Annotated in this window: 18 protein-coding genes; 15 read left to right on the forward strand and 3 right to left on the reverse strand. The window is 28.8% G+C overall.

Annotated features, from left to right (window positions below; all coding sequences use genetic code 11):
• Window positions 1–18 precede the first annotated feature (18 nt).
• From E5347_RS03685 to E5347_RS03720, 8 genes are all read left to right on the forward strand, one after another.
• On the forward strand, window positions 19–717 hold the full coding sequence (locus tag E5347_RS03685) for a zinc metallopeptidase (RefSeq protein ID WP_136004772.1): 699 nt from the start codon (window positions 19–21) through the stop codon (window positions 715–717).
• Window positions 718–728: 11 nt separating this feature from the next.
• Window positions 729–2,048 (forward strand): 16S rRNA (cytosine(967)-C(5))-methyltransferase RsmB, encoded by a 1,320-nt coding sequence (rsmB, locus tag E5347_RS03690; RefSeq protein WP_136004774.1) that lies wholly within the window; start codon window positions 729–731, stop codon window positions 2,046–2,048.
• A gap of 8 nt (window positions 2,049–2,056) precedes the next feature.
• Window positions 2,057–3,088, forward strand: a complete 1,032-nt coding sequence (gene rlmN, locus E5347_RS03695) for a 23S rRNA (adenine(2503)-C(2))-methyltransferase RlmN (RefSeq protein ID WP_136004776.1) — start codon at window positions 2,057–2,059, stop codon at window positions 3,086–3,088.
• Between the two features lie 16 nt (window positions 3,089–3,104).
• Window positions 3,105–3,830: a Stp1/IreP family PP2C-type Ser/Thr phosphatase gene (locus E5347_RS03700; protein WP_136004778.1), complete on the forward strand. Its 726-nt coding sequence runs from the start codon at window positions 3,105–3,107 to the stop codon at window positions 3,828–3,830.
• Window positions 3,827–5,794: a Stk1 family PASTA domain-containing Ser/Thr kinase gene (gene pknB, locus E5347_RS03705; RefSeq protein WP_136004780.1), complete on the forward strand. Its 1,968-nt coding sequence runs from the start codon at window positions 3,827–3,829 to the stop codon at window positions 5,792–5,794. The genes E5347_RS03700 and pknB overlap by 4 nt, the downstream gene beginning before the upstream one ends.
• A 103-nt stretch (window positions 5,795–5,897) precedes the next feature.
• Entirely contained in the window at window positions 5,898–6,767 is an 870-nt protein-coding gene (rsgA, locus tag E5347_RS03710; protein WP_136005843.1) for a ribosome small subunit-dependent GTPase A, read from the forward strand.
• Complete coding sequence (gene rpe, locus E5347_RS03715; protein ID WP_136004783.1) at window positions 6,761–7,405, forward strand: ribulose-phosphate 3-epimerase; 645 nt, start codon at window positions 6,761–6,763, stop codon at window positions 7,403–7,405. The genes rsgA and rpe overlap by 7 nt, the downstream gene beginning before the upstream one ends.
• Before the next feature lie 4 nt (window positions 7,406–7,409).
• Entirely contained in the window at window positions 7,410–8,045 is a 636-nt protein-coding gene (locus E5347_RS03720) for a thiamine diphosphokinase (protein ID WP_136004785.1), read from the forward strand.
• 209 nt (window positions 8,046–8,254) lie between these two features.
• Here the strand turns inward: E5347_RS03720 and rpmB are convergent, their stop codons facing one another.
• Window positions 8,255–8,446 (reverse strand): 50S ribosomal protein L28, encoded by a 192-nt coding sequence (gene rpmB, locus E5347_RS03725; RefSeq protein ID WP_008678335.1) that lies wholly within the window; start codon window positions 8,444–8,446, stop codon window positions 8,255–8,257.
• Between the two features lie 239 nt (window positions 8,447–8,685).
• Here rpmB and E5347_RS03730 point away from each other — a divergent pair, with 239 nt between their 5' ends.
• The 6 genes from E5347_RS03730 to E5347_RS03755 all read left to right on the forward strand — a co-directional run bounded on the left by E5347_RS03730 (window position 8,686) and on the right by E5347_RS03755 (window position 14,480).
• Window positions 8,686–9,033 carry an Asp23/Gls24 family envelope stress response protein gene (locus E5347_RS03730; protein ID WP_136004787.1) on the forward strand — a complete coding sequence of 116 codons (348 nt, stop codon included), beginning with the start codon at window positions 8,686–8,688 and terminating at the stop codon, window positions 9,031–9,033.
• An 11-nt stretch (window positions 9,034–9,044) separates the two neighbouring features.
• The gene (locus E5347_RS03735; protein WP_136004789.1) at window positions 9,045–10,691 is read left to right on the forward strand and encodes a DAK2 domain-containing protein; all 1,647 of its coding nucleotides are present in this window, start codon (window positions 9,045–9,047) and stop codon (window positions 10,689–10,691) included.
• 89 nt (window positions 10,692–10,780) lie between these two features.
• A complete protein-coding gene (recG, locus tag E5347_RS03740) occupies window positions 10,781–12,811 on the forward strand; it encodes an ATP-dependent DNA helicase RecG (RefSeq protein WP_136004792.1) in 2,031 nt (676 codons plus the stop codon).
• A 64-nt stretch (window positions 12,812–12,875) separates the two neighbouring features.
• A complete protein-coding gene (rsmD, locus tag E5347_RS03745; protein WP_136004794.1) occupies window positions 12,876–13,430 on the forward strand; it encodes a 16S rRNA (guanine(966)-N(2))-methyltransferase RsmD in 555 nt (184 codons plus the stop codon).
• A 15-nt stretch (window positions 13,431–13,445) separates the two neighbouring features.
• Window positions 13,446–13,922, forward strand: a complete 477-nt coding sequence (coaD, locus tag E5347_RS03750) for a pantetheine-phosphate adenylyltransferase (RefSeq protein ID WP_136005845.1) — start codon at window positions 13,446–13,448, stop codon at window positions 13,920–13,922.
• 21 nt (window positions 13,923–13,943) lie between these two features.
• The gene (locus tag E5347_RS03755) at window positions 13,944–14,480 is read left to right on the forward strand and encodes an ATPase (RefSeq protein WP_136004797.1); all 537 of its coding nucleotides are present in this window, start codon (window positions 13,944–13,946) and stop codon (window positions 14,478–14,480) included.
• Here the strand turns inward: E5347_RS03755 and ylbJ are convergent.
• Window positions 14,466–15,650 (reverse strand): sporulation integral membrane protein YlbJ, encoded by a 1,185-nt coding sequence (gene ylbJ, locus E5347_RS03760; protein ID WP_136004802.1) that lies wholly within the window; start codon window positions 15,648–15,650, stop codon window positions 14,466–14,468. The two genes, E5347_RS03755 and ylbJ, sit on opposite strands and share 15 nt — an antisense overlap.
• A gap of 242 nt (window positions 15,651–15,892) precedes the next feature.
• Window positions 15,893–17,095, reverse strand: a complete 1,203-nt coding sequence (locus E5347_RS03765) for a nucleotidyltransferase (protein WP_136004805.1) — start codon at window positions 17,093–17,095, stop codon at window positions 15,893–15,895.
• A gap of 221 nt (window positions 17,096–17,316) precedes the next feature.
• Between E5347_RS03765 and pta the strand changes: the two genes are divergently transcribed.
• Complete coding sequence (pta, locus tag E5347_RS03770; RefSeq protein WP_136004808.1) at window positions 17,317–18,312, forward strand: phosphate acetyltransferase; 996 nt, start codon at window positions 17,317–17,319, stop codon at window positions 18,310–18,312.
• Window positions 18,313–18,337 lie beyond the last annotated feature (25 nt).

Here is an 18,337-nt window from a genome sequence, read left to right on the forward strand (position 1 = left end):
TTAAAAGGAGATGGCTATATGTTTTATCCGGGATTTTATTTTGATACAACTTATTTAATTTTAATTCCAGCTGTAATTATAGCTTTTTGGGCACAAAATAAAATAGATAGTGCTTATAAGAAATATAGCACTGTTAGAACTATGAGTGGTGTTACTGGAAGTGAAGTTGCTAGAAGTATTTTAGATGGAGCTGGACTGTTTGATGTTAGGGTTGAAAGATATGGTAAGCATTTAGGAGATCATTATGACCCAAGTAAAAGGGTAATAAGATTATCTCCAGAGGTTTATGATGGTGCAACAGTTGCCTCAGCAGGTATTGCAGCTCATGAATGCGGTCATGCAATTCAGCATCAAAACCATTATGCACCTTTAGTTTTAAGAACTAGAATTGCCCCTATAGTCAATATAGGAAGCAATGTATCTATATGGTTATTTATGATTGGCATATTTTTAGGTAATCCTCTGTTTGCAAATATAGGTATAATATTTTTTAGTGGAGCAGTTATATACCAACTAGTTACATTACCAGTTGAATTTAATGCTTCAACAAGAGCACTTAGCATATTAAAAACTAGAACGTTTTTATATGGTGATGAGTTAAAAGGAGCACAAAAAGTTCTCGATGCAGCAGCTATGACTTATGTTGCAGCAACATTAATGGCTATTTCTCAATTAATTAGATTAATAGCTTTAAACAATAGATATAACGATAATTAAGAGGTAGAAGGATGAATAGTAGAAAACTTTCAAGACAAATAGTACAAAGAGTTTTAGAAGAAGGGGCTTATTCTAATTTAGTTTTATCAAAGGAATTAAATAGAGATGATATAGATGAAAAGGATAAGGGGCTTATAACTGAAATAGTTTATGGTACTTTAAGAAGAAAAAGAACTTTAGATGTGCTTATAGGTAATTTTGTAAAAGATATTAAGCTTTTAGATTCTACAGTATTAAATATACTTAGAGTTGCAATTTATCAAATGTATTTCTTAGATAAGATACCAGAGTATGCTGCATGTAATGAAGCAGTTGAAGAAGCTAAAGAAATATCTGTAGAAGCTTCAAAGCTAGTAAATGGTATTTTAAGAAATTTCATTAGAGATGAAAAAGAAATAGTAGTACCAGGAAATAGAATAGATGAACTTGGATATAAGTTTTCTTTTGAACCATGGATGATAAGGCTTTTTATTAAACAATACGGTGAAGAAAGAACTATGAAAATAATGGCTGGCTTAAATGAAACACCAAAAGTTACTGTAAGAGTTAATGAATCTAAAGGTGAGTATGATGAAGTTTTTGAAAACCTTGAAGAAATGGGATATAAGATTGAAGAAGGATATGCTTGTCCAGAAGCCATCAAAATAGAAGGTGGAAAAGGTGTTGAAAGTAATGAGTTATTTAAAGAAGGACTTATTACAGTTCAAGATGAAAGTGCAATGCTTGTTGCACCTTTACTAGAAATTAATAAGGGAGAAAAAATCTTAGATTTATGTGCTGCACCAGGAGGAAAAACAACTCATATTGCAGAGTTATTAGATAATACAGGGGAAGTATTAGCTTTTGATTTACATGAAAATAAGTTATCTTTAATTGAGGAAAATGCTAAGAGATTAGGTTTAACTAATATAGTTTGCAAGACTATGGATGCAACTAAACTTAATCCAGATTATATTAGCTATGGAGATAAGGTATTAATTGACGTACCTTGTTCAGGACTTGGAATAATAAGAAAGAAACCTGAAATAAAGTGGAACAAAACAAGACAACAATTAAGAGATTTAGTTGAAATTCAAAGAGATATAATGGAAAATGCATGGCAATATTTGAAACCAGGCGGAATACTATTATATTCTACTTGTACATTAAATAAAGAAGAAAATGAAGAAAATTTAAAATGGTTCTTATCTAAACATAGTGATGCAGAAATTGAAAAACTATATATAGGTAATAATAATAATTTTATATACAACGTAGATGGAAGTTTAACTATATTACCAAATGATTCTATGGACGGTTTCTTTATGGGTAAAATAAAGAAGAAAAAATAGGTGATATAATGAATAATATATTAGATTATAGTTTAGAAGAAATTTCTTTATGGATGAAAGAAAATGGAGAAAGTTCTTTTAGAGCTAAACAAGTTTTTACTTGGATTTATAAAAATACTTGGAATTTTGAAGATATGAAAAATTTACCTAAGTCTTTAGTTGAAAAGCTTAAGAATAATTTTTACATAGGTATTCCAGAAGTAATAGAGACATTTGAATCAACACTAGATGGTACTAGTAAGCTGCTTTTAGCTTTTAAAGATGGAAATATAATTGAAAGTGTAATTATGAAATATAATTACGGAAATACAATTTGTATATCTACTCAAGTAGGATGTAGAATGGGATGCAAGTTCTGTGCTTCAACATTAGAAGGTAGAGTTAGAAATTTAACTGCTGGTGAAATTTTAGCAGAAGTTATGGTTGCTCAAAAGGTTTTAGGCGAAAGAATTTCTAATATTGTACTTATGGGAAGTGGAGAGCCTTTAGATAACTATGATAATGTAACTAAGTTCATAGATTTAGTAAATGCAGAATATGGATTAAATATAGGGCAAAGACATATAACACTTTCTACTTGTGGGTTAGTACCTAAAATTTATGAGTTAGCAGATAAAGGATATAGTATTACTCTTGCAATTTCATTACATGCTTTTAATGATGAGACAAGAAGAGAAATTATGCCTATAGCGAAAAAATATTCAATTAAAGAAATACTAGAATCTTGTGATTATTATTTTAATAAGACGGGAAGACGTATTAGTTTTGAATATTCATTAGTTTCAGGAATAAATGACAGTAAGGAACATGCAAAATCCCTTGCAAAACTTTTAAAGGGAAGACAATGTCATGTTAATCTTATACCTGTTAATGAAATAAAAGAAAATACTTTAAAAAGACCATCAAAGAAAACAATTGACGATTTTGAAAAGATAGTAAATGATCATGGAATAGATGTTACAGTTAGAAAAGAAATGGGAAATGATATAAATGCTGCTTGTGGTCAATTGAGGAGGAATTTTTTAAAGCTTGAAAAATAAAGGGGAGTGGGTACTTGTGATTGGTATTAAAAGTGATCAAGGTAATGTTAGAACCTTAAATGAGGATTATGCTGAATTTTATCAAGATGAAAATTATACAATATGTGTTGTAGCTGATGGTATGGGAGGTCATAATGCTGGCGAAATAGCCAGCAAAACGGCCTCTAAAGCCTTAATAAAATACATAAGAGAAAATATGGATTTTAATTTATCTAAAGAGGTTTTAATAAAATCAATTAAACATGCTAATTTAAAAGTATATAATCTTTCTCACTGTTCTGAAAACTATGGAGGAATGGGAACTACTTTAGTAGCTTCTTTAGTAACTAGAGACAAGACTTTAGTTGCCAATATAGGTGATAGTGCTTGTTATGCTATTAAGGGAAAAGAAATAAAGAAAATAACTAAAGATCATTCTTTAGTTCAGGAATTATTAGATTCGGGAAGTATATCTCCTGAGCAAGCTAGTAATCATCCTAAGAAAAATGTAATAACTAGAGCTGTTGGAACAGAAGAAGAAGTTGCAATAGATGTTTTTGAAGTAAATAATAAAGAATATGATTACTTACTTTTATGTAGCGATGGATTAACTAATGAAGTGAATTTAAAAGAAGTTCTATCCATTAATATTGAAGAAAATCAATTACAGATTATTTGCGAGAAGTTAGTAGAAGAAGCAAAGGCTAATGGTGGAAGAGACAATATAACTGTAATGTTATTTGGAGGAGGGGTGCAAATATGAATGGAATAGTTTTAGGCGGAAGATATGAGCTATTAGAAAAAATAGGTGAAGGCGGAATGTCAGAAGTTTATAAAGCTAAATGTAATAAACTTAATAGATTTGTAGCTGTAAAGATATTAAAAAAGCAATTTGCAGATAATAAAGATATTGCTCAAAAATTTAAAAGAGAAGCTACTGCAATAGCCAATTTATCTGATGCTAATATAGTTAATATTTTAGATGTAGGGACTCAAGATGATATTGATTATATAGTTATGGAGCTAGTAACTGGAAAAACTCTTAAAGAATTAATAAATTATAGTGGAAAATTAACATATAATACTGCAATAAAAATAGCGCTTCAAATTGCAAAAGCTTTAGATTGTGCACATAGGAATAATATAATTCATAGAGATATTAAACCACAAAATATATTAGTTACTGAAAATGGAGAAGTTAAAGTAACAGACTTTGGAATTGCCAAATCAACTGATTCTCAAACTATAACAAATACTACAAGTATTATTGGTTCCGCACATTATCTTTCACCAGAACAAGCAAAAGGAACATATATTGATTTTAGATCAGATATTTATTCTTTTGGTATAGTATTATATGAAATGGTAACAGGAAGACTACCTTTTGAGGGAGATTCACCTGTAACAGTAGCATTAAAGCATCTTCAAGAAGAGCCTGTACCTCCTAAAAATATAAATTCTGCTATTCCAGATAGCTTAAATAAATTAATACTTAAGGCTGTTGAAAAAGAGCCTATAAAGAGATATCAAAATGCAAAGGAAATTATTCAAGATCTTCAAAAGATTCAGGAAAATCCTGATGTTGTAATTGGAAGTGCTATAAATACAAATAATGATAGCACTATCATAATGGCGCCTATATCTAATGTTAAAGCTAATAAAAGCTCTACTATTGAAGATGATTATTATGACGATGATGAATATGATGAAGAATATGATGATGAAGATTATGATGACTTTGATGAAGATGAGAAGCCTAAAAATAAAAAGAAGAATACTAAGAAAAAAATACTTATATCTATTGGAATTATAGTTGGGTTATTACTTTTAGCTTCTATAGGATTCTTTTTAGCTGGTGGGGCTGGTAGTACTGATATAGTTGTTCCTAAGCTTCAAGATAAGTTATTTAATGATGCAGAGAAAGAAGTTGAAGAGTTAGGATTAAAACTTGAAATTAGTAAAGCAGATAAAAGTGATAAACCAGAAAATACAATTCTTGATAGTGATCCAAAAGCTGGAATGAAGGTTAAAAAAGGAACTGTAATTAAGGTTGTAGTATCTGCTGGTGAAGAGCTAATACCAATGCCTGATCTTAGAGATTATACTTTAGATGATGTTAAAAATATTTTGAAAAATAAAGGGTTAAAATCTCCAGAAGAATCTTATGAATATAGTAATGATGTTGAAGAAAATAAGGTTATTAAGCAGAGCCCAGCAGCTGGAGAAGAAGTAGGAAAGAATACAGAAATTAAGGTTGTTATTAGTAAAGGACCTGAAACTAGAATGGTAGATATACCTGATGTTGTGGGAAAATCATTAGCAGATGCAAAGGCTATTTTAGAAGAAGCAAAGTTAAAAGCAAATGATGACATAAAATACGAAGTTACTGATGATAAATCTAAAGATGGGGTAGTATTATATCAAAATGTTTCAGGAACTAAGATTCAAGAAGGAACTCCTATTTCTTTAACAGTAGGAAAATATGAGGAACCATCTATAGATATTCGATCTTATGGTATAAAAGAAGAAATGAAGATTAGTGATGCTATAGATATACTTGAGAAAAATAAGATTAAATATAAGGTTATTGGCAGTGGAGATATAGTTGAAAGTTTCACTGAAGAAATTAAGGCTAGTGGAACAGTAGAAATTAAGGCTAAAAAATCTGAGCCACAAAAGCCAGTAGAAAATAATAATGGTAATAACAATGGAAACAATAATCAATAAATGGGAATCAGCCTAGGGCTGATTCTTTTTTATAAAATTTATTTGCATTTTTTAGGGAAATCTGTTTATTATAATTATGAAGATAAAATTATATGGAGGAATTATGGAAGGAAAAATAATTAAAGGAATCGGTGGGTTTTACTATGTTAAAACTAAGGAAGAAGTAATTGAATGTAAAGCTAGAGGCAAGTTTAGGCATAAAGATATGAAACCAATGGTTGGTGATAATGTAATAATAAATGTCTCTAATGGAAAGGGAGTAATAGAAGATATATTAGAAAGATCTTCTGAACTTATAAGACCTACTGTTGCAAATGTTACGCAAGCTTTTGTAGTTTTTGCAATTAAAAATCCAGATATTAATTTTGACCTTTTAAATAGATTCTTAATTTTATGTGAACATAATAATATTAAGTCCATAGTATGCTTAAATAAAGAAGATTTAGCAACTAATGAAGAAAAGGAAGAAGTTAAAAAGAAAATAAATGATATAGGATATGACGTATTATTTATTAATGCAAAGAAGGCTATAGGAATAGAACTATTAAAAGAAAGATTAGAATCAGAGGTAACTGTTTTATGTGGACCTTCAGGTGCAGGTAAGTCAACTTTAATTAATACTCTTATTGATAGAAGTCATATGGAAACAGGAGCTGTATCTGACAAAATAGGAAGAGGTAAGCATACAACTAGACATAGTGAGCTTATTGAAATCGAAAATGGATATTTAGTAGATAGTCCAGGTTTCTCAAATATAGATATTAGTTTTATTGATAAAGATGAACTAAGATATTGTTTTCCGGAGTTTGAGGAATATAATCATAATTGCAAATTTAGAGGTTGCATTCACAACAAAGAACCACAGTGTGCAGTAAAAGCTGCTGTTGAAGAAGGTAAAATAAATGAATATAGATATAGTTTCTATATTAGAATATTAGAAGAGCTATTAGACGGGAGGAAGAACAAATGGTAAAAATATCACCATCAATATTATCAGCTGATTTTTCAAAGTTAGGTGAAGAAATAAAAAATGTAGATAAGGCAGGTGCAGATTTCATACATATAGATGTAATGGATGGGAATTTTGTTCCTAATATATCTATAGGACTACCAGTAATTAAATCTATTAGAAATAAAACTGATAAGGTTTTTGATGTTCATTTAATGATAGAAAATCCATCAAGATATATAGATGAATTTGTAGAAGCTGGTGCTGATATAATAACTATTCATTATGAAGCAGAAAAGCATATAGATAGAGCTATAGATTATATAAAATCTAAAGGCGTAAAAGCTGGAGTTTCACTAAATCCAGGTACGCCAAGCATAGTATTAAAAGATATAATAGAAAAGTTAGACTTAGTACTTATTATGTCTGTAAATCCAGGCTTTGGAGGACAAAAGTTTATTCCATATTCAATAAATAAGATAAAAGAAGTTAAAGAAATGAGTTTAAATGTAAATAAAGATTTACTTATTGAAGTAGATGGTGGAGTAGATAAAAATAATTCTAAGGCAATAGTTGAAGCTGGAGCTAATGTTTTAGTCGCAGGTTCTGCAATATTTGGAGATGGAAAACTTAAAGAAAATATAGAAGCTATTAGAGGTTAGAGCAATGAAGATAGTAATTGTCTCTGGAGGAAAAGCTCCTTCTAAAGAAATTTTATTAAAAGAAGTAAAAAATGCTGATTTTATAATTGGAGCAGATAAAGGCTGTGAAGTCTTATATAAATATGAAATAATACCTGATGTTATTTTAGGCGATTTTGATTCAGCGGATATGAAAATTATAAATGCCATAGAAAAGAAGGCTAAAAAGAAAATAAAGTTTAAAAAAGAGAAAGACTACACAGATACTGAAATAGCTTTAAATTTAGCTTTAGAAAATAATCCTGATGAAATAGTGCTTTTAGGCGCTACTGGGACAAGATATGATCATTCTTTAAGTAATATTGGTCTTTTAAAGAAGGCTTTAAGTAAAGGCGTTAAAGCAAGAATTATTGATGATAATAATTTGATGTTTTTAACAGATAAGAATATTTCATTAAAAGGAAATCCGGGAGATACTATATCATTTCATGCATATAGCGAGGAAGTAAAGAATTTTAGCATTAAAAATTCAAAATATGATTTAAATAATCATTTATTAAGATTAGGTGATGGATTAACTACTTCAAATGAATTTTTAGGAGAATATATAGATATATCTTTTGATAGTGGACTAATATTAGTACTTTATACAAAAGATTAAAAATATTAATCACTGATTTTATATCTCTGCATACTATGTATATAGAAAGAAGACATTAGTGAGGGATGTAAATGAAAATTATAGCAATTAAATTACCGAGATTTTTATCTAATCTTATAAAGTTTTTTAGAAGAAAAAGATAATACATAGGAAAAAATAAATAAAATAAAAAATGCAATTGAATTAACAATTGCATTTTTTATTTGAACTTATATTGCTCTTTGAACCTTGCCAGATCTAAGGCATCTTGTACATACATGAACTGTCTTTGGTGTTCCATTAACTAAAGCCTTTACTCTCTTTATGTTAGGAGCCCAAGTTCTCTTTGATTGACGATGTGAGTGGGAGTATTGAGTTCCAGATACAACCCCTTTGTTACAAACTTCGCATCTTCTTGCCACTTGAAAACACCTCCTTATTTTTGAAGATAAATTTCTCTTCAATAGGACAGATTAAATTTTAACATAGGATATACTAGAAAAGCAAGGAAAAATAATAAAAAAGCAAAAAAACTTTTAAAATAGACATTTTCATATATTTTTAGTAATCTTCATATAATAAGCTATGTAATATTTACTTGAATAATAAATGAAGGTAATATAAAATATATTGTATAGATATATATTAAGGAGGATTCTGTATGGTAGGATATTCAAATGAGCTTGGAAATATACATTACTCTGAAGAGGTACTTGCTAAGATAGTAGGTTTATCTACTATGGAGTGCTATGGCGTAGTAGGAATGGTTTCCAAGAACGCAACAGAAGGACTATGGGAATTAATGAGAATAGAGAATTTAAGCAAAGGTGTAAAGCTAAAAGTTAATGAAGATAAATTAGTTGTAGAATTATTTGTTATGGTTGAATATGGCACAAAAATTTCAGAAATAGCAAATAACATTATACAAAAGGTGCGCTATAGTGTGGAAAACTTTACTGGATTAAAAGTTTCATCTGTTACAGTAAATGTTCAAGCAGTTAGAGTCTAGGAGGTAAAAAGATGAAATATCAGACTATAAATGGCCATGATTTTTATAACATGGTTGTTAATGCTAGCAATAGATTATTAGAAGAAAGTGAATATGTTAATGCATTAAATGTATTCCCTGTTCCAGATGGAGATACAGGTACTAACATGTCAGCTACTTTTAAGTCAGCAGTTAAGGAAATAGAAGGCTTAAATTCTAGTTCTATTGGAGAAACTTCAAAGAAGCTTGCTAAAGGAGCTTTAATGGGAGCGAGAGGTAACTCAGGAGTTATCTTATCTCAAATCTTAAGAGGTATTTCAAAGGGGTTAGAAGGAAAAGAAGCAGTAGATGCTGTTGAACTTGCTATTGCATTTAAAGAAGGAAGTACAGCTGCTTACAAAGCGGTTATGAGACCTACTGAAGGAACAATATTATCTGTTATAAGAGCTGCAGCAGAAGCTGCTATTGAAACAGATAAAAAAGATATAGTAGAGTTAATGGATGTTATAGTAACAGAAGCAAAGGTTATGCTTGATAAAACACCAGAATTATTACCAGCTTTAAAGAAAGCTAAGGTTGTAGATTCAGGTGGAATGGGATTATACATTATATTAAATGGAATGTATGATGCATTAAAGAATGATATAAAGGCAGAAATTAAAGATATCAAACCATCAGAAGCTAAGATGCAAGGTGCTCAAGGTACTGAAGATATAGATATTAAATTTGGATACTGTACTGAATTTATCATTTTAGCTGATGCAAGTAAGGCAGAAAAGTTTAGAGATGATATAATACCTATGGGAGATTCTCAAGTAGTTGTTGGATATGAAGATGTAATAAAGGTTCATATTCATACAAATGATCCTGGAGCAGTTTTAGCAAAAGCTGTACAATTAGGTGAATTATCTAAGATAAAAATAGATAATATGAGAGAAGAACATAGAGAAGTTCTTTTAAGCAAAGAAGAATATAAGCTTAAGGATCAAAATGTTGAAGCTGCTGTAGAAGTAGAAGAAGCTAAAAAGTATGCTTTTGTTGCTGTTGCAATGGGAGATGGTATTACAAATATATTTAAAGATTTAGGTGTAGATTACGTAATTGAAGGTGGTCAAACTATGAACCCTTCTACTCAAGATATTATGGAGTGTATAGCGAATCTAAATGCTGAGAATATTTTTGTTCTTCCAAATAATAAAAACATTATAATGTCAGCAAATCAAGCTGCTGAAATTTCTGATAAGAATGTTATTGTTATACCAACTACTTCAATACCTCAAGGGATAACTTGTGTAACTATGTTTAATCCTGAAAATGAAGTAGCTGAAAATGAAGAAGCTTTAAAAGAAGCTATGGAAATGGTTAAGACAGGTTCTGTAACATATGCTGTAAGAGATACAGAAATGGATGGAATTGAGATTAAAGAAGGCAATATGCTAGGTTTAGTAGAAGGTAAAATTAAGAAGGTAGGAGAAAGCCACTGCAAGGTAGCTGAAGAAGTATTAGAAGAAATGATAGATGAAGATAGTGAACTTATTACTATTTTCTACGGAAGTGATATTTCTGAAGAAGAAGCGGAAAGCTTTACTGAAAAGCTTGAAGAAAAGTATCCTGACTTAGATGTTCAATGCTATGAAGGTGCGCAACCTCTTTACTACTTCTTATTATCTGTAGAATAATAAATAAGCACAAGTTACTACTTTTATTTACATAAGTGGGAACTTGTGCTTTAATATTTAACGTATATATAAAAAATTGAGGTGAAAATATGGATATAAAAATGGAAGTATCCACCTTAAAAGGAGTAGGTCCAAAATTAACAGAAAAACTGAATAAGTGTGGTATTTTTACTATTTATGATTTGCTTTTATATTTTCCAAGAGATTATGAGTTTATTAAAAGTGATGTAGATTTTGATGAAATAGATGGAGAAGAAAAACAAATTTTATCTTGTAGAGTTATAGGATATGATAGAGATATTAAAACTAAAAATGGTAAGGTTTTAAGTACTATTAAATTTGATTATAATGGTCATATTGTTCTTGGAAAATGGTTTAATCAAAAATACATAAAAAATACCTTTAAAATGAATAATACATATGATTTAGTGGGGAAATTTAAAAAGATAGGTAAAATGTTAGAGGTTGTTAATCCTATGGTTGGGTGTAACGATGCTAAGAAAAGTGAGATTATCCCGAAATATCCCCTAAAAGGTGATTTAAATGATAGGGTTATAGCAAAACTCATTAATGAGGCCTTAGATAAGGTTATTATAACCGATAATTTACCTAAATATATTTTAGAAAAGTATAATTTATTAGACTTAGATACAGCAATTAGGGAAATTCACTTTCCAAAAGGAAAGATTGAATTAACTAGTGCAGTTAATAGATTAAAGTTTCAAGAGTTATTCACTTATTCTATGAAGCTTCTATTATTAAAAAATAACTTAAGAAGTAGTGATGGAATATCATTTCAGTGGCATGATGAATTAGTAAAATTAAAAGAATCCCTTCCTTTTAAGTTAACGGATGCCCAAACTAATGTAGTAAGAGATATTTTAAGAGATCAAAAAAGCAAATATTCTATGAATAGATTAGTTCAAGGAGATGTAGGAAGCGGAAAAACTATTGTTGCATTAATTGCAATATTTAATGTTATAAAAAATGGATATCAAGCAACTTTAATGGCACCAACAGAAATACTTGCTAATCAGCATTATAAAGAAGCTTTAAAAATATATAAGGATTTTGATATTAAAGTTGAGCTTTTAACAGGTAGTACTAGTGCAAAGGAAAAGAAGAGGATTAAGGAATTAATTTTAGGGGGCACACCTTTATTAGTAGTAGGAACTCATGCTCTAATACAAGAGGATGTAGATTTTACGAATCTTGGATTGGCTATTACTGATGAACAACATAGGTTTGGAGTTGAGCAAAGGAATAAGCTAATAAATAAAGGTAGAAGACCTGATGTTTTAGTAATGACAGCAACTCCAATACCAAGAACCTTAGCACTTTATATGTATTCGGACTTAGATGTTTCTATTATAGATCAGTTGCCACCAGGAAGAAAGAAAATAGATACTAGGTTTTATACTGATAAAAATAGAATGGAAGCTTATGATTTAGCTTTAAGAGAAATAAGTTCTGGAAGGCAAGTTTATATAGTCTGTCCTTTAATTGAAGAAAATGAAAAAATGGAATTAAATTCTGTTGAAACTCTATATGAAGAATTAAAAAGTGATGTTTTTAAGAATGTTACTGTAGAAATACTTCATGGTAAGATGAAGCCAAAAGAAAAGGATGATATAATAAATTCATTTAAGGAAGGTAATACAAAGGTAATAATATCAACTACTGTTATTGAAGTAGGGGTGAATGTACCAAATGCTTCAGTTATGATTATTGAGAATTCAGAAAGGTTTGGCTTAGCACAGCTTCATCAATTAAGGGGAAGGGTTGGAAGAGGAGAATATGCTTCTTATTGCATTCTAATAGGTAAGGCAAATAACAATAAGACTAAGAAGAGGATGGAAATAATGACATCATCAACAGACGGTTTCTTTATATCTGAACAAGACTTAAAGTTAAGGGGAGCTGGAGAGATGTTTGGTCTTAGACAAAGTGGGGATATAGGATTAGTACTTGCAGACATATATGAAGATATAGATATATTAAAATGCTCAAGATATGAAGCGAGTAAATTAATATCTTCAAATGAAAGAGAAAATGTAAAATTATGCATAGAAATATCTAAATCTATTGAAAGATATAGTCGATATATTTGTTTTAATTAAAAAAATTGTATATAAATTAATATTATGATAAAATTGAAATAATGATAGCTAAGGAGGAAATTACATGAGGATAATAGCAGGAAAAGCTAGAGGTAGAAAGCTTATTCCGCCTGAAACTATAGAAACTAGACCAACTCTAGATAGAGTAAAAGAAGCTATGTTTAGCATAATTCAAAATTACATACAAGATGCAGTAGTTTTAGATGTATTTGCAGGAACTGGGAGTCTTGGTTTAGAAGCAGCAAGTAGAGGTGCTAAGGAAGTATATTTAGTAGATAAGAGCAATACAACTTATCCGCTATTAGAAAAAAATATAGAAAACTTAAAATTTAAGGATTTTTGTTTTCCTTTAAATACGGATTCTTACGATGCTTTAAAAACTTTAAGTAAAAAAGGGAAAGTCTTTGATATAATTTTTATTGATCCGCCATATTGCAAAGAAATGATACCAAAAGCAATAGAAATAATTAAAGAAAATAATATGTTAGATAAAGATGGAATAATAGTAACGAAAATTGATTCAATTGAAGAAATATATGAGGGATATAAAGATATACAAAATGTAAAAAGTAAAAAGTATGGGAATACTACAGTATGCTTATATAAATATGAGGAGTAATTAAAAGTGAGAGATATGAATATTGCGATATATCCAGGAAGCTTTGATCCAATTACTAAAGGGCATTTGGATATAATAGATAGAGGTTCTAAAATTTATGATAAGCTTATAGTAGCTGTTTTAGTTAATGTTGATAAGAAGTGTTTATTTAGCATTGATGAAAGAGTTGAACTTATAAAAAGAGTAACAAAAGATTTAGATAATGTGGAAGTTTTAAGCTTCGAAGGTCTTCTAGTAGATTTTGCTAGGTTACATAATTCTAAAGTTATTTTAAAGGGTCTTAGAACAATGTCAGATTTTGAATATGAGTTTCAGATGGCACTTATGAATTCAAAATTAAACCCAGATATAGAAACGGTATTTATGATGACATCTTCAGCATATTCTTATGTAAGTTCATCTTCTGTAAAGCAAGTTGCGAAATTCGGAGGATCAATTAATGGATTAGTTCCAGAAGAGTTAATAGAAGAAGTTATGGATAAGTTTAATTAATAATATAGAGGGGGAATAGGGATGGATAAAGTTGAAGTAAACATTATTGAACTTTTAGATTACTTAGAAGAAATATTAGACAATGCACCCAAGGTACCTATAACAGGTAAAAGTGTAGTAGATAAAAAAGATATTTTAGAGGTTATTGACCAAATACATAGCTATTTACCAGATTCAATAAGAAAAGCAGAGTGGATAGTTAATGAGAAAGACAAAATTATTAGTAGCGCTCAAAAGGAATATGAAACTACAAAAGCTGAAATAATGGAAATGATGAAGCAAAATGTTGAAAATCATGATGTAGTTAAAGAAGCTAAGGCTAGAGCAAATGAAATAATTGCCCTAGCACAAAGGGATGCTAAGGCAATTAGATTAGGTTCAAGAGAGTATTCCATCGAGATTCTATCTGAATTAGACAGACAAATTGAAGCTAAAAAGGTTGAACTAATTCAAAATATGCAAAAATCTTTTGAGTCAGTAGCTAAAGAAATAGATGAAAATTTAAGCAGTAATGGAGCTATGATAAAAGAAAATATTTCTGAATTAAGAGGAATGTAACTTTAACTTTAATTTTTTTATTGTAATAGTGAAGATTAATGTTGCTATTAAAATGGTTAATATTAAAACAAAAGTCTTAAGAGTTACAATATTAGAATTATAGCTATAATTACTATTAAATGTTTCTATGGATTTTAAAATAATATTACTAGATATAAATGTTATTATAAAACCAATTATTCCTTGAATAAACTTAAGGAAAATATATTTTTTGAAATTTGGATTATCTTTACTAATAAACGAAGCTACTTGAGCAATAATAGAAAGGCTTGAAAAGCAAAGTATAAAGCTTATTAAACTTAGCTTTAAACTTATAGCTATATTGATAGATGCAATTAATTTTGCTCCATTAGTAAATTCAATGCTTCCAAGTAGTAAATTATATATAATTTCACTAGTAGAATTAAAATATTGAGATAAGTTTATAAAAGCAGCGCTAATTAGGGTGTTGCTTTTTATTATACTTATTATTACAGAAAATAATATTACAAAAGCACTAATATTTAAGGTGGTATTTAAAGCTCCTTCAATAGCAAATTTTAGGTTTGTGCCAAAGGGCTTATTTTCAAAGTTAACTTTTTTACTTGGAATGTTTTTAATATCTTCTTTCTTTCTAGTAATTATACCAATTATTATTGTAGATAAATAATTTGCAATTAAAAGTATATATCCATAACGTATATCATTAAGCATAGAAACAGAAATAGCGCCAAGAATAAATATAGGACCAGCATTAGAAGCAATATTTAATAATCTTTCATATTCCTTTTTATGTATAAATCCAAGATTATATATATCAGATGCATATTTTGCACCTAGGGGATATCCGCAAATAAAGCTTGCTACTATTGGGAAGGAGCAGTTATTGGATAATCCTAAAGGTCTGCATATTAAAGGACCTAATATTTTAGAATATAGGGTAATGCCATCATAACATATTAGTAAGTTACAAATTACAGTGAAAGGAAAGATTGTAGGTAAAATTGCTGTAAAAGCTAATTTAGCACCTGATATTGCAGCACCTATACTACTTTCTAAATTAATTACAAATAAAATGATAAGGAAAGTAATTAGAAAGCAAATAATGTAATTTTTTTTGATATCAAGAAGTTTTAGTAGTAGAGCAATTAGCAAAAATATAAAAAGCCATAAAATATAAATACTAAACATAGAAATTACCTCCTATAATCTATGTTTCAATAAATGAGTTACCTTTAATGTTTTATATTATTTTAAGTGAAAAACATATTGTAAAGTAAGTGACATTAATGAAAGCATAGATTTATTTAATTCTTATATAAGTTTATTAAGTAATTACCTTACTTAATAACTAATACTAGAAAAAATAATTTAATTAAATGTAGGATTTTCTAAAGCTTATATATGTATATTCATATGGCTTCTTAATATTATTATTTTATAATAGGTGAATTTAAAAAATCACTTAAAGGATTATATTTATTATTTAAAATAGAATAAGCCTTACTACTTTGTATATCTAAAGATAAAAGTGGGTTGTTATGATTTTTTTGCACCTTTGTTATTATTGGAATAGTAGATTTCTTCTTCATTTCTTTTAATATAAGTTTCCCTTTATCATTAAAAGCCAGTACTCTAGCATAAAGATTATTTTCGTCAATTAATGAATTGAAATCATAATTATCTAGTGAAATAAATATTTGAGCTAATATTCTGGAGATTTTTGTATAAGTATATCTCTTACTTTTTATATTTAAAATGAATTCTTCTAAACTTTGACTATTATAAATTTCCTTAATTAGTTTATTATCTAAACCTTCTTTAACTTCTAAAATATTGTTAAAGTTTATACAATTAGTTAATAATTTATATTTAATAAATGAATACATATCTTCTGAAAATACAAAAGGATATTTATTATTTTTAAGATTGGTTAAGATATCTATAGAAGGCTTTGGCATATAATTCTCTAAGTTTTTTATTGAATTACAATCTTTTAAATTTTTTCTAATGCTAGTTGCTGATGAAAAAATTGAATTTAATTCATTATCGTTATAGTTGGAACCTTCTCTTTTTAAGGTCATTGGTTTTATATGACTATTTAATTTTAGTATTGCTTTAATATATTCAATTCCTAAAATATTATTTGATGAAGATAAGATAGTATTTAAGGATTCATCTTTTAAAGTTTCTATTAAAGCAATTTCTCTAGCTTTTGCATAAGTTACACCTTTTCCTAAATTTTTCTTAATAATTTCTTTAAATTCCTCGCTTTCAAAAGTTAAAATTTTAGCAATCCTATAAAGAGAATTTACATCACCACATTCACTACCGAAAAAAAGATTATCTACTACACCTATACTATTTAATATTGAAACAGAACCTTTAGCGAAAAACTCTGCTGAAGATAAAGCATAAAAGGTTGGAAGTTCTAATACTAAGTCAACTCCATTTAATAATGCCATTTCAGCTCTTTTCCATTTATCAATTATTGCAGGTTCTCCTCGTTGAACAAAATTTCCGCTCATAATGCATACTATACCATGTGCTTCTGTATTTTTCTTTGCAGAGTTTAAATGATATAAATGACCATTATGAAAGGGATTATATTCTGTTATTATACCTGTTATATTCATAAATACACTCCTTAATGGGAAATATAAAATTATTATAACATAATAAAAAAATAAGAAAACTTTGTATTAGTATGTTATAATAATAAAGAATTATTATTCTGAATATTTCCAATATAAAGAATTAATTCTTTTGGATTTTTTATATTGAAAAATATAGGTACTTAGGAGTATATTAGTATATGAAGAAAAGAGCGTATCTTTTTTGAAAGGAGAAAAACGTTATGGAACTTATGAATAAATTATGGAATGCAGCGAAAGCTGATAGAAAGAGAATAGTTCTTCCAGAAGGTGATGAGGAAAGAACTTTAGTAGCAGCTGAAAAAATTCATGAGCTAGGTTTAGCTGATGTTATTTTAGTAGGAGACAAGGATATCATAAATAATAAGGCGAAAGAGTTAGGCGTTAAGTTAGAAGGTATTGAAATAGCTGACCCTAAAACTTCAGACAGATTAGAAGCTTATGTAAATGAGTTTTATGAATTAAGAAAAAATAAAGGAATGACTGTTGAAAAGGCAGAAAAAATCGTTAGAGATCCATTATATTTTGGAACTATGATGGTTAAACTAGATGATGCAGATGGTATGGTATCTGGAGCAGTTCATACAACAGGAGATCTTTTAAGACCAGGTCTTCAAATAATTAAAACAGCACCAGGAGTATCAGTAGTATCGAGCTTCTTTATTATGATGGTACCAGGTTCTAAGTATGGGGAAGAAGGAATGCTTCTATTCTCAGACTGTGCAGTTAACCCAAATCCAACATATGAACAATTAGCTGCAATTGCAATTGCAACAGCAGATACTGCTAAAAATCTTTGTAAGATTGAACCAAGAGTTGCAATGCTTTCTTTCTCAACTATGGGAAGCGCAGATCATGAAATGGTAGATAAGGTTAGAAAAGCAACTGAACTTGCTAAAGAATTAAGACCTGATCTATTAATAGACGGAGAATTACAATTAGATGCTGCTATAGTAGAAAAAGTTGCTAATCAAAAAGCACCTAATAGTAATGTAGCTGGTAAAGCCAATGTATTAATTTTCCCTGATTTACAAAGTGGAAATATTGGATATAAATTAGTTCAAAGATTTGCTAATGCAGAAGCTATTGGACCTATGTGTCAAGGTTTTGCTAAGCCAATCAATGACTTATCAAGAGGCTGTAGTTCAGATGATATAGTTAATGTTGTAGCACTGACAGCAGTTCAAGCACAAAAATAAATACCCCCTAAGGAGGACGTAAACA

Origin of the sequence: Clostridium sartagoforme (genome assembly GCF_004794105.1) — a bacterium.
Lineage (GTDB): Bacteria > Bacillota > Clostridia > Clostridiales > Clostridiaceae > Clostridium > Clostridium sartagoforme_B.

Excerpts from the sequence above, each read along its gene's own strand:
- coaD (WP_136005845.1), top strand. The coding sequence starts at position 13,446 with ATGAATATTGCGATATATCCAGGAAGCTTTGATCCAATTACTAAAGGG.
- rsmB (WP_136004774.1), top strand. The coding sequence starts at position 729 with ATGAATAGTAGAAAACTTTCAAGACAAATAGTACAAAGAGTTTTAGAA.
- rlmN (WP_136004776.1), top strand. The coding sequence starts at position 2,057 with ATGAATAATATATTAGATTATAGTTTAGAAGAAATTTCTTTATGGATG.
- ylbJ (WP_136004802.1), bottom strand. The coding sequence starts at position 15,650 with ATGTTTAGTATTTATATTTTATGGCTTTTTATATTTTTGCTAATTGCT.
- E5347_RS03765 (WP_136004805.1), bottom strand. The coding sequence starts at position 17,095 with ATGAATATAACAGGTATAATAACAGAATATAATCCCTTTCATAATGGT.
- E5347_RS03735 (WP_136004789.1), top strand. The coding sequence starts at position 9,045 with ATGAAATATCAGACTATAAATGGCCATGATTTTTATAACATGGTTGTT.
- pknB (WP_136004780.1), top strand. The coding sequence starts at position 3,827 with ATGAATGGAATAGTTTTAGGCGGAAGATATGAGCTATTAGAAAAAATA.
- pta (WP_136004808.1), top strand. The coding sequence starts at position 17,317 with ATGGAACTTATGAATAAATTATGGAATGCAGCGAAAGCTGATAGAAAG.
- E5347_RS03720 (WP_136004785.1), top strand. The coding sequence starts at position 7,410 with ATGAAGATAGTAATTGTCTCTGGAGGAAAAGCTCCTTCTAAAGAAATT.
- E5347_RS03730 (WP_136004787.1), top strand. The coding sequence starts at position 8,686 with ATGGTAGGATATTCAAATGAGCTTGGAAATATACATTACTCTGAAGAG.
- rpe (WP_136004783.1), top strand. The coding sequence starts at position 6,761 with ATGGTAAAAATATCACCATCAATATTATCAGCTGATTTTTCAAAGTTA.
- recG (WP_136004792.1), top strand. The coding sequence starts at position 10,781 with ATGGATATAAAAATGGAAGTATCCACCTTAAAAGGAGTAGGTCCAAAA.
- rsmD (WP_136004794.1), top strand. The coding sequence starts at position 12,876 with ATGAGGATAATAGCAGGAAAAGCTAGAGGTAGAAAGCTTATTCCGCCT.
- E5347_RS03685 (WP_136004772.1), top strand. The coding sequence starts at position 19 with ATGTTTTATCCGGGATTTTATTTTGATACAACTTATTTAATTTTAATT.
- rsgA (WP_136005843.1), top strand. The coding sequence starts at position 5,898 with ATGGAAGGAAAAATAATTAAAGGAATCGGTGGGTTTTACTATGTTAAA.
- E5347_RS03755 (WP_136004797.1), top strand. The coding sequence starts at position 13,944 with ATGGATAAAGTTGAAGTAAACATTATTGAACTTTTAGATTACTTAGAA.